The organism is Microbacterium sp. CIAB417, from assembly GCF_022788845.1.
On sequence record NZ_JAHZUT010000004.1, the window covers coordinates 475265 to 489129 of the forward strand.

Annotated in this window: 13 protein-coding genes; 5 read left to right on the forward strand and 8 right to left on the reverse strand. The window is 68.2% G+C overall.

Features of this window, described 5'->3' with window-relative positions:
- Positions 1 to 2: 2 nt before the first annotated feature.
- From KYX17_RS19740 to KYX17_RS19750, 3 genes are read right to left on the reverse strand one after another with little or no spacing between them, the layout of a single operon-like run.
- Entirely contained in the window at positions 3 to 914 is a 912-nt protein-coding gene (locus KYX17_RS19740) for a carbohydrate ABC transporter permease (protein ID WP_243228805.1), read from the reverse strand.
- A gap of 1 nt (position 915) precedes the next feature.
- Positions 916 to 1836, reverse strand: coding sequence for a carbohydrate ABC transporter permease (locus KYX17_RS19745; protein ID WP_243228806.1), 921 nt, complete (start codon positions 1834 to 1836; stop codon positions 916 to 918).
- A 13-nt stretch (positions 1837 to 1849) separates the two neighbouring features.
- Positions 1850 to 3217 (reverse strand): ABC transporter substrate-binding protein, encoded by a 1368-nt coding sequence (locus KYX17_RS19750; RefSeq protein WP_243228808.1) that lies wholly within the window; start codon positions 3215 to 3217, stop codon positions 1850 to 1852.
- Between the two features lie 114 nt (positions 3218 to 3331).
- Here KYX17_RS19750 and KYX17_RS19755 point away from each other — a divergent pair, with 114 nt between their 5' ends.
- Both KYX17_RS19755 and KYX17_RS19760 read left to right on the forward strand, forming a co-directional pair.
- Complete coding sequence (locus KYX17_RS19755) at positions 3332 to 4339, forward strand: LacI family DNA-binding transcriptional regulator (RefSeq protein WP_243228810.1); 1008 nt, start codon at positions 3332 to 3334, stop codon at positions 4337 to 4339.
- 46 nt (positions 4340 to 4385) lie between these two features.
- Complete coding sequence (locus KYX17_RS19760) at positions 4386 to 4751, forward strand: cupin domain-containing protein (RefSeq protein WP_243228812.1); 366 nt, start codon at positions 4386 to 4388, stop codon at positions 4749 to 4751.
- 21 nt (positions 4752 to 4772) lie between these two features.
- On the opposite strand, the gene KYX17_RS19765 is transcribed toward KYX17_RS19760, so the two are convergent.
- Entirely contained in the window at positions 4773 to 6410 is a 1638-nt protein-coding gene (locus KYX17_RS19765; RefSeq protein ID WP_243228814.1) for an amidohydrolase, read from the reverse strand.
- Between the two features lies 1 nt (position 6411).
- Positions 6412 to 7722 (reverse strand): MFS transporter, encoded by a 1311-nt coding sequence (locus tag KYX17_RS19770; RefSeq protein ID WP_243228817.1) that lies wholly within the window; start codon positions 7720 to 7722, stop codon positions 6412 to 6414.
- A 100-nt stretch (positions 7723 to 7822) separates the two neighbouring features.
- Between KYX17_RS19770 and KYX17_RS19775 the strand changes: the two genes are divergently transcribed.
- Positions 7823 to 8722 (forward strand): LysR family transcriptional regulator, encoded by a 900-nt coding sequence (locus KYX17_RS19775; RefSeq protein WP_243228819.1) that lies wholly within the window; start codon positions 7823 to 7825, stop codon positions 8720 to 8722.
- A 113-nt stretch (positions 8723 to 8835) separates the two neighbouring features.
- Here the strand turns inward: KYX17_RS19775 and KYX17_RS19780 are convergent, their stop codons facing one another.
- On the reverse strand, positions 8836 to 9054 hold the full coding sequence (locus KYX17_RS19780) for a helix-turn-helix transcriptional regulator (protein ID WP_243228821.1): 219 nt from the start codon (positions 9052 to 9054) through the stop codon (positions 8836 to 8838).
- Positions 9054 to 9539, reverse strand: coding sequence for a DUF2975 domain-containing protein (locus KYX17_RS19785; protein WP_243228823.1), 486 nt, complete (start codon positions 9537 to 9539; stop codon positions 9054 to 9056). The genes KYX17_RS19780 and KYX17_RS19785 overlap by 1 nt, the downstream gene beginning before the upstream one ends.
- A 136-nt stretch (positions 9540 to 9675) precedes the next feature.
- On the opposite strand from KYX17_RS19785, the gene KYX17_RS19790 reads away from it, so the two are divergent.
- Positions 9676 to 10242 (forward strand): PadR family transcriptional regulator, encoded by a 567-nt coding sequence (locus tag KYX17_RS19790; protein WP_243228825.1) that lies wholly within the window; start codon positions 9676 to 9678, stop codon positions 10240 to 10242.
- Positions 10243 to 10568: 326 nt separating this feature from the next.
- Positions 10569 to 12206 carry an AarF/ABC1/UbiB kinase family protein gene (locus KYX17_RS19795; RefSeq protein WP_243228827.1) on the forward strand — a complete coding sequence of 546 codons (1638 nt, stop codon included), beginning with the start codon at positions 10569 to 10571 and terminating at the stop codon, positions 12204 to 12206.
- On the opposite strand, the gene KYX17_RS19800 is transcribed toward KYX17_RS19795, so the two are convergent.
- Positions 12203 to 13786 carry an SDR family oxidoreductase gene (locus KYX17_RS19800; protein ID WP_243228829.1) on the reverse strand — a complete coding sequence of 528 codons (1584 nt, stop codon included), beginning with the start codon at positions 13784 to 13786 and terminating at the stop codon, positions 12203 to 12205. The two genes, KYX17_RS19795 and KYX17_RS19800, sit on opposite strands and share 4 nt — an antisense overlap.
- Positions 13787 to 13865 lie beyond the last annotated feature (79 nt).

Below are 13865 nucleotides of genomic sequence, written 5' to 3' on the forward strand. Positions count from 1 at the left end.
GTTCAGCCTTTCACGCTGCCGGCGAGGATGCCGTTGATGAAGTGACGCTGGAGCACGATGAAGAGCACCAGCAAGGGAATGAGGGCGATCGAGCTCGCCGCGAGGAGCTCGCCGGTGACCGTCGCGTAGTCGGCGCCGATCCGATTGCCCGTGATGTTCTGCGCGAGCGTCGACAGGACGACCTGCAGCGTCGCCATCTGCTCGGAGCTGGCGACGATCACGGGCCACACGAAGTCGTTGTAGATGTTCATGATCGTGAGCACCGCGAGTCCGGCGAGGCCGGGGCGGATGACGGGCACGATCACGCGCCAGAAGATGCCGAACTCGCTGCAGCCGTCCACCCGTGCCGCGTCCAGCAGCTCGTCGGGCACGGCGCTGATCACCTGTCGCATCCAGAAGATCGCGAAGGCGTCGATCGCCCCGGGCAGGATGAGCGCCTGGTAGGTGTTGACCCATCCGAGTGCCTTCATCTCCAGCAGCAGCGGAATGATGAGCACGATCGTCGGCAGCATCAGGGTGATGAGCACCGCGCCGAAGATGAGGTTCTTCCCGGCGAAGTCGTACTTCGCGAAGGCGTACGCCGCTAGGGGTGCGAAGAACAGCGTGATGCCGCCCTTCACGACCAGCACGATCCCCGTGTTGAGGAAGCCGTGCGCGATCGGCACGTCCTGGAACATCGCGGTGAAGTTGTCGAGCGTGAACGTCGAGGGATCGAATCCGAGCGGATCGCGGATGATGTCATTCGGCTGCTTGAACGACGAGACGATCGCCCAGGCGACCGGCGCCAGGAAGCCGATCATCAGCAGCAGGAGGAACGCGTGCGAACCGATGCGGGGACGCGGGCGGCGCACGGCTCGCTGCCGGGAGACGGATGCTGCAGCATCCGTGGCGGGACGGGTCAGTGTATCGGTCATGTCAATCCTTCGCTCGCAGCATCCGGACGAAGAACAGCGAGAGCACCATCACGAGAATGACGAGCAGGAACGAGTTCGCCGCTCCCGTGCCCAGGTCGCCCCGCGTGATGTGGTTGTAGAGGTAGTAACCGGCCGTGGTCGTCGAGTTGTAGGGCCCGCCCTGCGTCACGACGAACGGCTCCGCGAACATCTGGAAGACGGCGAGCGTCTGCAGGACGACCGCGAACATGATCGTGCGGCGCAGCAGAGGCACCGTGATGCTCCACAGCTGACGGAGCTTGGATGCTCCATCCAGTTCGGCGGCCTCGTACATCGACTGATCGATGGACTGCAGCCCCGAGAGCAGGATGATGACGATGAAGCCCGTCGTCTTCCACAGGAACAGCAGAGCCAGCGTCGGCTTCGCCCAGGCGCTCGTCGTGAGCCAGCCGATATCGGGGAGGCCGAACAGGCTGAGGAAAGCGTTGATCGCTCCGTACTGCTGGTCGAAGAGCACCACCCAGATCTGCGCGACGGCGACGAGAGGAGTGACGAACGGAACGATGAACGCCACCCGGTAGAGGCCGCGCATCCGGAGTTTCGCCGAGTTCAGCAGGACGGCCACGATCACCGAGAGCACCATCTGGACCGGGACGATCAGCAGCCAGAGCACGGCCGAATTGCCGAGCGAGCTCCAGAACGCCTCGCTCGTGAGCAGGTAGGCGTAGTTGCCCCAGCCCACCCACTCCGCGGCGCCGGAGCCGCGCCAGTTCGTGAAGCTGAGCCGCGCGGTGAAGATCAGCGGGTACACGCTGAACGCGAGGAAGATCACGACGAAGGGGAGGACGAAGAGGTAGGGCGCGGAGCGCCGTTTCAGCGTCGCTCCGCTCGGGCGGCGGCGGGTGCGCTGCGGCACCGCGGAGGGGAGGGTGGAGGTCGTCATCCGGATCGGTCCGTCACTGCCTGTCGATGAGGTTGGACTGGATGCCCTCGGTCGAACTGCTGATGACCTCGGCGGGCGTGAGGTCGCCGTCCAGCATCTTCTGGATGTCGTTGCCGAGGTAGTCTACGGCGCCGTTCCACCAGGACGGGATGGCAGTTCCGCTCGGGATCTGCGCCCCGGCGGTGGTCGCGACCTCCCAGAGATCCTGACCGCCCAGCGCTTCGAGCGGTTGGAAGAGCGGCTCGGTCGGATCCGCGGCCGGGAGGTACGCGGGGATCGACGTGTTGAGCCCGGTCGGATAGATGTCGTTGACTCCCCAGACCGCGCTGTACCCGGCCTCGTCGTACATGAGGAACTCGTAGAAGAGCCACGCCAGGTCCGCGTTCTCGCCGTCCTTCGGGAGCACGAACGAGGATCCGCCCATCGCGCCGCTGCGCGCGCCGCCGTCCTCCCATGCGGGCAGCTCCATCGCCCGCCAGTCGCCGCTCGTCTCCGGCAGCAGCTGCTGCGGCGCGAAGTCGAACCAGATGGCCCATGGGTAGAAGACCTGGTTACCGTTCTCGAGCTCGGCGATGTCGGTCGGGCTCAGGTACTCGGCCCGCGTGCCCAGGCCCTCGGTCTGCACCGTGTCCAGGAACGTCAGGATCTGCTCGTACTCCGGGCTGTCCAGCCGGAGCTCGCCGTCGGCATCTGCGATCGACGTGCCCAGCTGACTCGCGTACATCTCCAGCTGGAGCTGTCCGAGGAATGCGCTCTGCTCCAGATGGATCGGCTTCGAGCCCGGCTTGGCATCCTGATACGCACGAGCCGCGTCGAGCAGGTCGTCGTAGGTCTCGATCGTCGTCGCATCGATGCCCGCGGCCTCGAGCGCCGCCGCGTTGTAGTACAGCAGACCGGGATTCAGATCGTAGGGAACGCCGTAGATACCCCCATCGACCGTCGTCGCGTCGATCTTCTGCGGCGCGATGTCGTCGACATAGGGTGCGAGCACGTCGCTGACGTCCCACAGATGATCGGCATAACTGCTGACGAGCGCGTCATCGAGGAAGACGCCGTCGGGGACGTCGGTCCCCGTGATCAACGTGTTCTGCAGCTTCGCGTTGATGTCGACGGCTTCGTGGTGCACGGTGATGCCGGGATACTTCTCGTTGAACTCGTCGATGACGGCGTCGAAGACCTCGTACAGGTCGCCGGAACGGTCCCAGATGGTGATCTCACCCTCGGGCTGTTCGGCGGTCGGTGCCTGCAGACGATCGGATGCTGCAGTGTCGTCGGAGCCCGATGTGATGTCGGGTCCGCACGCCGTCAGTGCCAGCGCAGCGATGGCGACTCCGCCGATCGCGGCGAGGCGCGAAGCCGGCCGGTTCGGATTGCGGTTCATGACACTCCCTTGTGTGGATGAGGACGGTGCGGTGTGTGGTGCCGTCGACGCGTTTGCCAACGTATGCAAACAGTACCGGAGATTTGCACACGTTGCAAACGATAGGATGGCGGGATGCCGGCCACACTCCGCGATGTCGCAGAACGCGCACAGGTGTCGATGCGCACCGTCTCCAACGTGGTGAGCGGGTACACGCATGTCAGCGAGAAGATGCGCGCGAAGGTGCTCGCCGCCATCGAGGAGCTCGACTACCGGCCGAACCCGGTGGCGCGAACGCTGCGCACCGGACGCACGGGCATGCTGGCGCTCGTGGTGCCCGAGATCGACGTGCCCTACTTCAGCGAACTCGCCCGCGACGTGATCGAGGCGGCCGCCGAGGTCGGCTACCGCGTCATGATCGATCAGACCGGGCATGACCACGAGCGCGAGCGTCAGCTGCTCACCGGCGAGGACCGCACCATGTTGTTCGACGGGCTGCTCTTCAGCCCGCTGGTCACGAAGTCCGAGCTGCTGGACATGTCCAGCACCACGCGGATGCCGTTGATCCTCCTCGGCGAGCACGATTTCGACGGCCGCTACGACCACGTCGCCATCGACAACGTGGCAGCGGCGAGGGATGCCGTCAGCCATCTGATCGAGACCGGCCGCACGCGGATCGCCGCGATCGGGTCGCAGCCGCTGGAGGAGTACGCGACGCCGCTGCAGCGCTCGGCGGGCTACGAGGCGGCACTGGCGGATGCCGGGCTGGAGGGGCGAGCGGACTACGTCGTCACCGCCGAGCACTACAGCCGCATCGACGGCTACCGTGCGGCGCAGGCGCTTCTCGCACTCGAGGACCCGCCGGATGCGATCTTCTGTTTCTCGGATCTCCTCGCGATCGGAGCCATGCGCGCCGTCTTCGACTCTGGCCTGCGTGTGCCCGAGGATGTCGCGGTGATCGGCATCGACGACGTGGAGGAGGGGCGATTCGCGCGTCCATCTCTCAGCACGATCTCGTTGGACACGCCTTTCATCGCCAGGGAATCGGTGCGCCGCATCATCGAGCGCATCGAGGATCCGGAGCTGCCCGCGCGGGAGATCGTCGCGCCTCACACGCTGGTCGTCCGGGAGAGCACGGCCTGACACGGTTCCGCGCCGCCTGCGGACGGGCGCGCCGTACGCTCATCTCATGACCACCGACGTCCGCAACATCGACACCGCCCTCGCCTCGATCGCCGAGCACTGGCAGCCTCACCGTCTGACGAGCGTCAACGACTACGACGTCAAGGTCGTCAAGTTGCAGGGCGAGTTCGTCTGGCACACGCATCCCGACACGGACGAGCTGTTCCTGGTGATCAGCGGCGAGCTGACCATCCAGCTCCGCGATCGCGACGTCGTCCTCGGCCCGAACGACGTGTTCGTGGTGCCGAAGGGCGTCGAGCATTGCCCGAAGGCGGAGGGCGAGGTGCAGGCGCTCCTGTTCGAGCCGCAGGGCACGGTCAACACCGGGGATGCCGGCGGCGAGCGGACGTCGGAGCTGCGCGAACTCGACTGACGCTCGGGAAGCCCGCAGGAATCAGCCCGCGTCGCCGAACTCCACCCGTCCGCCGACGACCGTCAAGGTGACCTCCTGCTCCGAGATCCTCTCCGGAGAGATCTCGTACAGGTCGTCGCTGAGGGCGATGAAGTCCGCCAGCATCCCGGTCTTCAACGTGCCCTTCGTGTGCTCCTGACCGACCGCGTAGGACGAGCCGTACGTGTACGCGCGTACGGCCTCGTCCACGTCGATGCGCTCGCGTTCGCCGAGCACACGGCCCTCCCCGGTGCGGCGCAGCACCATGTCGCGCAACGACACGAGCGGGTTCGCGTCGGACACGGGCGAGTCGGTGGATCCGTTTAGCACGATGCCCGCTTCCGCCAGCGACTTGACCCGGTAGATGTCCTCGCGGCGGTCCTCTGCGACGGCGGCCGCCATGCCGTCGCCGAAGTCCGACAGGAACACGCCCTGCGGCACAGGTATCACGCCGAGGTGGGCCGCGCGGGCGATATCCGCGTCGCTCGCCAGGGCGAAGTGCTCGATCCTGTGGCGGACCCCAGGGCGCGGAGCGACGCGCTGCGCTTCCTCGACCGCATCGAGCACGTGCGTGATCGCCCGATCGCCGATCGCATGCGTCGCGACCGTCCACCCTGCGCGATGCGCGCCGACGATGTACTCCCGAAGCCGCTCGGGTTCGTGCAGTAACACGCCGAAGTTGTCCGACTCGCCGTGGAAGCACGCGTGCATGGCCGCGGACCGTCCGATGAACGACCCGTCCGCGACGATCTTCACCGGACCGACCCGCAGCATGTCGTCGCCGAGCCCCGTGCGGATGCCGAGGTCCAGCCCGAGCACGTCCTTGTCTGGCAGATCCTCGAACGGGTGGAGCACGGTGATGTAGGGCATGAGCGTCGTACGAACCCGCAGCATCCGCTGCTCGACGGCGGTCTGGTAGGCGTGATAGTCGAGGGGGCTGTTGCCCACCATCCGGATCTCGCCGATCCCGGGTTCGGTCACCGACGTCAGCCCGTAGGCGAGCGCCTGGTCGCTCGCGAGGCTCAGATGGCGCTGGACGTCCTCGAGCGCAACGGGCCGTACGAGCGCATAGAGGGGCGCCATGGCCGACTCCTGCAGCAGGCCCTGCGGGCGCCCGTCCGGATCGCGCGGGATGCCTCCGCCGGAGATCTCCGGGTACCCTTCCCGGCGCGGGTAGCCGGCCAGCTCGAAGGCGCGTGTGTTCGCGACGAGCATGTGTCCGGACACATGCTCGAGGATCACGGGCCTCCCGCCGGCGGCTCGGTCCAGTGCTTCGGCCGTCGGATGGTCCTCGAGGAAGTTCTGGTCGTAGCCCGATCCGCGCACCCAGGCATCCGGCGCGAGATCCTTCGCGTACTCGTGCACGGCGTCGTACAGGTCGGCCAGGGAGTTCACGGCTCCCGGCCGCAGGTTCAGCGACGCGAGCCGGAATCCGGTCAAGGACAGGTGATGGTGCGCGTCGTGGAATCCGGGGAGCACCGGTCGGCCGCCGAGATCCACGACATGGTCGGCCTCGACGCCGTGCAGGTCATCGTCGAAGCCGGCGATGCGGTCGCCGAGCGTGCCGATGCTGTGCGCGAACGGGCGCTGCGGGTCGAGCGTGCGGATGCGGCCGTTGGTGAAGATCGTGTCGATGCGCATGTCAGACGGCTGCCTCCTGGGGAGCCGCTTGACGCGTGATCCGGCGCTGCAGGCCCCACACGCCGACGATGGTGAGGACGACCACCGCGGCGTAGAACGCCGCCACCGCCCAGACGCTCCCGCCGCTGGAGTTGAGGATCCACTGGGCGAGCAGGGGCGTCGAACCGCCGAAGATCGTGGCGCACAGCTGATACGCGAGCGAGACGCCCGAGTACCGGATGCTCGCGGGGAAGGCCGAGGCGAGGAAGGTCGCCAGCAGCGCGTAGTAGGCCGTGCTGCCGAGGATCGTGACGTACAGGGTGACCGTGATCCATACGGGATCGGCGGCCTGGATCGCCAGGAAGTAGGGCACGATCAGCACGACGCTGAGCAGCAGGCCCGCGAGCATGACCCGGGCGATGCCGAACCGCTCGGCGATCTTCGCGGCGATCGGCTGCCAGATGAACTGCAGCACGGCCATGCCCAGCAAGATGTTCAGCATCAGCTGGCGGTCGATCCCCAGCGAACCGGTGGTCCACGCCAGCAGGAAGGTGTTGGAGAAGTAGGCGTTCGAGATCCCCATCACCGACGCGAGGACGCCCAGGCCGATGAGCACGGGTGCGGTGCGGATGGCGACGAGAACCGGTGCGCTGACCGTCTGCTGCGTCTGCTTCGCCACGACGAAGTCCGGCGACTCTTCGACCTTCACGCGGATGACGAGACCCACGATGACGAGCACGGCCGACAGCAGGAACGGAATCCGCCAGCCCCATGTGATGAACTGCTCGTCGGGCAGCAGCCCCACGAGGAGGAACATGACGGTCGCGAGGATGGATCCGGCCGGTGAGCCCTGCTGCACCCAGGCGCCGGCGAGACCCTTCTTCTCCGCCCTGGCGTTCTCCGTGGACAGGAGCACCGCCCCACCCCACTCTCCGCCGACCGCGAAGCCCTGAAGTCCTCGCAGGACGACCAGGAGCACCGGCGCCAGGATGCCGATCTGAGCGTACGTCGGAAGGAGTCCGATCAAGGTGGTCGCCACCCCCATCAGGACGAGCGTGATGACGAGGACCTTCTTGCGGCCGAGCTTGTCGCCGAAGTGGCCGAAGACGAGACCGCCCACTGGGCGCATGAGGAAGCCGACCCAGAACGTCGCGAACGACGCCAGCAACGCGGCCCCCGGAGCGACTTCCGGGTAGAAGACTCGACCGAAGACGAGGGCGGCAGCGGTGCCGAAGATGTAGAAGTCGTACCACTCGATCGCCGTGCCGACGAAGGCGCCGACCATCGAGCGACGTTGACGGGCGGGGGTGATCTCCGTGTGCGAAACGGCCATCGGGGGCCTCTCTGTCGGGGGACTCGGGTTCAGGCCATCCTGGCGGCAGCACGTTATGCCCGTCCAATGAGAAAAGTGGGTGCGGCTATACGATTTATGCATGTATGGAGAGCGGGAATTGGAGGCCTTCGTCGCCGTCGTCGACAGCGGTTCGGTCAGTCTTGCGGCTGAGCGCCTGATCCGGACGCAGCCGACCGTCTCGCGGCAGATCGCGTCGCTGGAGCGTCGGGTGGGTGCGGCACTGTTCCGCCGGCTGCCTGGCGGGATGGTGACGACGTACGCCGGCGAGCGCCTCGAGCCCATGGCGCGCGACCTCGTCCGCCGCGGTCGACGCGCCCGAGAGGTCATGAACGGGATCGTGCAGGAACAGCGATCGTTCGTCGCGGCAGCCCCCGAGATGACCAGCGTCCTCGTCCTCGCACCGTTCATCGCTCGCGGCGGCCCGATCTCCGACGTCATGATCGCGTCTCCCGTCGAGACCTACGACCGACTCCGCGCGGGGGCGGACATCGCCATCACGACCGCCCCGCCGTCACCCCGGTTGCGTGGCACCCGCGTCCTGACGATGCCGCTGCTCTGCCAGCTGCCCGCGTCCCACCCGCTGGCCGATCGCGAACACGTGGAACTGCGCGAGCTCCTGGCGGGGCCCTTCCTGACGGCGGGCAAGGGATCGGCGGCCTGGGCTCAGATCCAGCAAGCGGCCGAGGGCGAGGGGTGGTCGCTGGAGATGGCCTCCCTCGGCGCGGATGCCCCGATCATCCAAGCCCGCTCCGCCGCGGGGCACGGCCCGTGCGTGGTCGTCGAGCCACCGCGGTTCGGCCTCGTCTCCCGACAGCTGCGCCACCACGGCGAGACCATGCGCTGCGCGCTCTACGCCAGCTGGGAGCGCACGCACTACGCGGGCGATGACATCCGGCGAGTGGTCCGGCAGCTCACCGAGTACGTCGCATCCCACGTGCCCGCTCTCTATCCGGAAGGGACCTACGCCGTTCACGGTTGATGTTGCACGGCCGGCTCGCCCCGAGATCCGGATGCTCGCGCGAGATCCGGACGAAAGCGCCGCAACGATCCGGATCTCGCGGCATTCGCCGGATCTCGGAAGCCCCGCAGGCGTCAGCCGGCGTCCCCCTCCGGGACCCAGCGCAGCAGATCGCCGGGCTGGCAGTCGAGCACCTCGCACAGAGCATCCAGCGTCGTGAAGCGCACGGCCTTCGCGCGGCCGTTCTTCAGCACCGCGAGGTTCGTGGGTGTGATGCCGATGCGCTCGGCGAGCTCGCCGACGGCCATCTTGCGGCGCGCGAGCATGACGTCGATGTCGACGATCACGGGCATCAGATCACCTCGCCCAGCTCGTTGCGCAACGCTTGCGCCTCGTCCTCGCGGGCGATCGCCTGGCGCAGCAGCGCCTTCATCACCACGACGAGCAGCGCGATCCCTCCCAGCACGAGTGATGCCCCGCAGATCAGTCCGACCAGGCCCGGCGCAACGGACCCCGGCGCCAGCAGGACCGCGAGCGCCAGGGCGAGCACGGCGGCAGCCGCGAAGCATCCGACGATTGCATTCACCCACCCGAACGAGGATGCCGAGAAGATGGACCCGCGCCGGACCTTCGTCAGGAGCATCCACACGCACACCGCGAACACCTGCATCGACACGATGCCGAGCACGGCGATGCCCACGAACGCGATGCGCCCCCAGAGCTCTTCGCCGGCGAGATCCAGCCACAGCGCCGGGACGATCAGCGCCTGCACCGCCAGCGACCCCAGCAGCGCCACGGCGATCACGACCTTGAGCACCACGATCGTCACGTTTCCCATGTCCAGCCTCTCATCGAAGAACGGAAGGAATCTATCGTTAATCGTTCGATCTGGGAAGCCCGCGTGCCCACCGAGGCCTTCCGCTTCGCATCTTAACGATATATCGTTGACTATCGCTCACTTCGAGGAGGTCATCATGAACGGTCCATTCCCCACTCCCGGATTCGGCTCCGGCTTCGGGCCGAACGGCCCCGGCGCATCGATCTTCGACGCGTTCGAGCAGTTCCGGCAGAACTTCGAGCAGCGCACCGGCGGGCCGTCCCGCATGGCGCGCGGCGACGTCCGCGCGGCCGTCATCGCCCTGCTCGCGGAACAGCCCATGCACGGCTACCAGATCATCAGCGAGATCTCGGATCGGTCCCACGGGGCCTGGAAGCCGAGCGCCGGGTCGGTGTATCCGACGCTGCAGCTGCTCGCCGACGAGGGACTCATCACCGCCGAGGAGCAGAACGGGCGCAAGACCTACTCGCTCACCGAGAGTGGCATCGCCGAGGCCGAGGCCGCCGCGGACAAGCCGGCACCGTGGGAGGCGTTCGGCGGGCGCTCCGCCGCGAACCTCACCGCACTGCCGAAAGCGGGCATGGAACTCGCCGGCGTCGCCGCCCAGGTCGCCCGCACCGGCACGCCCGAGCAGGTCCAGAAGGCCGTCGACGTCCTGGACGAGGCGCGACGTAAGCTGTACGCGATCCTCGCCGGCGACTGATCGGAGCGCGCATGGACACGGCGGATGCCGAGGGGGAGCGGGGCCCGGGAACGGACGCGTTTCGACTCGCTTCGCTCGCTCAACGAGCGGGTGGGGAGGAGCGCCCTCAACGAGCGGGTGGGGAGGAGCGCCCTCAGCGAACGGGTGGGGAGGAGCGCCCTCAGCGACCGGGCGGCGATGGATTCGCTGACCCGACGGGTGGCGACGCATCCGCTGACCGGGCGGACGGGGAAGGGCGCGCTCAGCGAGCGGGTGAGGGCGGGGTCGTGGGCGCGGCGGAGCCTGCGCCACCGGCCGCACGGCACCGGGCACGCTATCGGCGCATCGTGTCGTTCGCGGCCCGTGAGTTCCTGAAGATCTGGTGGTACGAGCTCGTCCTGCCTCGATTCGGCATGACGGCGCTCGCCGACCGCACGCGCGCCGCCCGGATGCAGCGTTTCGCCCGGCGGTTCCACGACCTCGCCGTGGGGCTCGGCGGACTCATGATCAAGGTCGGGCAGTTCATGTCCTCGCGCCTGGACGTCCTTCCGCCTGAGATCACCTCCGAGCTCGAGGGGCTGCAGGACGAGGTCCCCGCCGTCCCGTTCCCCGACATCCGTGCGCTCGCCGAGGCCGAGATCGGCGTTCCGCTGGCCCGCGCCTACGCCTGGTTCGATGAGACTCCGCTGGCTGCGGCATCCCTCGGCCAGGCGCATCGAGCCCGCCTGTCGGATCAGGATGCCGAGGAGACCGGCCTGCGCGAGGTCGTCGTCAAGGTGCAACGCCCCGGAATCGACGAGATCGTCGCGACCGACCTCGCCGCCCTCCGCCGTGTGGCCCGATGGGCGAGCCGAGTCCGGATCGTGCGCGACCGCGTCGACGCACCCGCGCTCGTCGAGGAGTTCGCCGGCACGTGTCGTGAGGAGATCGACTACCTCCACGAGGCGGCCGGAGCCGAGCGGTTCGCGGCGGACTTCCTCGACGATCCGCGCGTGTCCGCTCCGGCCGTCGTGTGGGAGCGCACCACGCGGCGCGTGCTCACCCTCGAGGACGTCACCGCGATCAAGATCAACGACACCGTCGCTCTGCGCGCCGCGGGCATCGACCCGACCGAGGTGGCGAACGTCTTCGCCGACGTCATGCTCGACCAGGTCTTCACGCACGGTTTCGTGCACGCCGACCCGCATCCCGGGAACATCTTCGTGACGCCGCGCGCCCCGCACGCGGAAGGGCCGTCCTGGCATCTGACCTTCGTGGACTTCGGCATGATGACCGAGGTCCCGGATTCGCTCCGTGCGGGATTGCGCACGTTCGTCATCGCGGTCGCCGGGCGCGACAGCAAGGGCCTGGTGAGCGCCGCGCAGCAGATCGGCGTCCTCCTGCCGTCCGCCGACACCCGCGAGCTGGAACGCGCCCTGACGACGCTGTTCGCGCGTTTCGGAGGCATGGGTTTCGCCGAACTGCGCGAGGTCGATCCCCGCGAGTTCACCGGCTTCGCCACCGAATTCACCGACACGGTGCGAGAGTTGCCGGTGCAGCTGCCCGAGAACCTGCTGCTGCTGATCCGGGCGGTGTCGCTCACATCCGGCCTGTGCAGCGCGCTGGATCCCGCCTTCAACATCTGGGACCCGGTGGAGCCGTACGCGGCCCGCCTGCTCAGGGATGAGAGCGGCAACCTCATCCAGGACTTCGGCAAGCAGGCGGCCGCCAACGCCGGCATCCTGTGGAGCCTGCCGAAACGCGTCGACGACGTCATCTCCCGTGCCGACAACGGCACGCTGTCGTTCGACACGTCGCGCCTCGAGCGGCGCCTCGACATCCTCGTCGGCATCGGCCGGCGCGTCGTCTCCGCGGTGCTGTTCATGGCACTCGTCATCGGCGGTGCCTTGCTGCTCGCGGCGGCACCGGTGCTCGGCTGGATCCTGATCGGAGTGTCGGCGCTGCCGCTGCTGCACGCCCTGTTCGGCGGGCGGCGACGCACCTAGGGAGAGTCGGCCTCCGGGACCGGATCGACCGTGGGCGCCGCCTTCGCGCCCTCGGCCGCTCCCGTGATCCGGGCTGCCATGCCGGCGAAGATCGATCCGTGGAACGGCAGAACGGCGAACCAGTACAACCGGCCGGTCAGCCCCCGGGGGAAGAAGATCGCCCGCTGCTCGTAAAGAGCCTCTGCGCCGTCGGGAACAGCGCGCAGCTCCAGCCAGGCGGAACCCGGAACCTTCATCTCGGCTCGGAGACGCAGCAGCCCTGTACGGGATTCGTCCGGTTCGGCGACCTCTTCGACCCGCCAGAAGTCGACGGCGTCGCCCACCCGCACTCGCGATCGGCTGCGGCGGCCACGGCGCAGCCCGACCCCGCCGAGGAGGCGGTCCATCCATCCGCGCACGGCCCACAGGAACGGTGACGAGTACCACCCGTTCTCCCCACCGATGCCCAGAATGACGCGCCAGAGCTCTTCGGCCGACGCGATCGTGTGCACGCTCCGGACATCCGTGAACACCGTGCGCCCCGCCCACTCAGGGTCGCTGGGCAGCGGATCGCTGGGGGCGCCGGAGACCTCCGCATCCTGCCAGCTCGTCTCGACGCTGTCGGCGTCGACGCGTCCGAGCGCGAGGCGCACCGCCGTGCGGTACGGGGTCAGCCCTCCCTCCGGTGGCGGGATGAGCGCGTCGACGTCGTCTTTGACGACGCACTCGTTCTGCAGGGAGGCCACCAGCGGTCGGGCGATCGCGCGCGGCACGGGGGTGACGAGGTTCACCCAGTGCGAGGCGAGTTCCGGAGTCAGCACCGGCAGTGCGGCGATCGCGCGCTGCGGGAGCCCGGCCTCGACGGCGTAGCCGTTCATCATCTGCCCGTACCGCAGCACGTCCGGTCCGCCGATGTCGACGGCGCGGTTCACGTCCGGCCCGACGCGCGCGGCTCCCAGCAGGTAGTGCAGCACGTCGCGGATCGCGATGGGCTGGATCCTGTTGCGCACCCACTTCGGCGCCGGCATGTACGGCAGCACTTCGGTGAGGTGCCGGATCATCTCGAACGATGCCGAGCCCGAACCGATCACGACCCCCGCCTGCAGGACGAGCGTCGGGACTCCGGAGGCGAGCAGGATCTCCCCGACCTCGACACGCGATCGCAGATGCGCGGACAGTCGCGCGTGCTCCGGATGCAGCCCGCCGAGGTAGACGATGCGCCGGACGCCGGCCGCTCTCGCCGCCTGCGCGACCGTTGCGGCTGCGCGCTGATCGGCGTCTTCGAAACCCCTGCCGGCCGTCATGGAATGGATCAGGTAGTAGATGATGTCGACGCCCGCCACTGCGGTTCGCACGGCATCCGCGTCGTCCGCCGATCCCTTGACCACGTCGCAGTCGGAACCCCACGGGAAGGATGCTGCGCGTGCCGCGTCCCGTGCGAGCACGCGCACGCGGTATCCGGCGTTCAGCAGCCGAGGCGTGAGCCGCCCGCCGATGTAGCCGGTCGCACCGAGCACGAGCGCCCGCGGCGCGCTCCCGTCCGGGCGCGGCACGGCCTGCACCGAGTGCTCGCGGCCGGTGGGCTGGGTCAGCTCCGTCATGCCCCGAGCGTAGAGGCGAGAGATGTGATCCGCGACCAGGTCGCGACGAGAGGTGCTGACGCAGACGCGAAGAACGGGG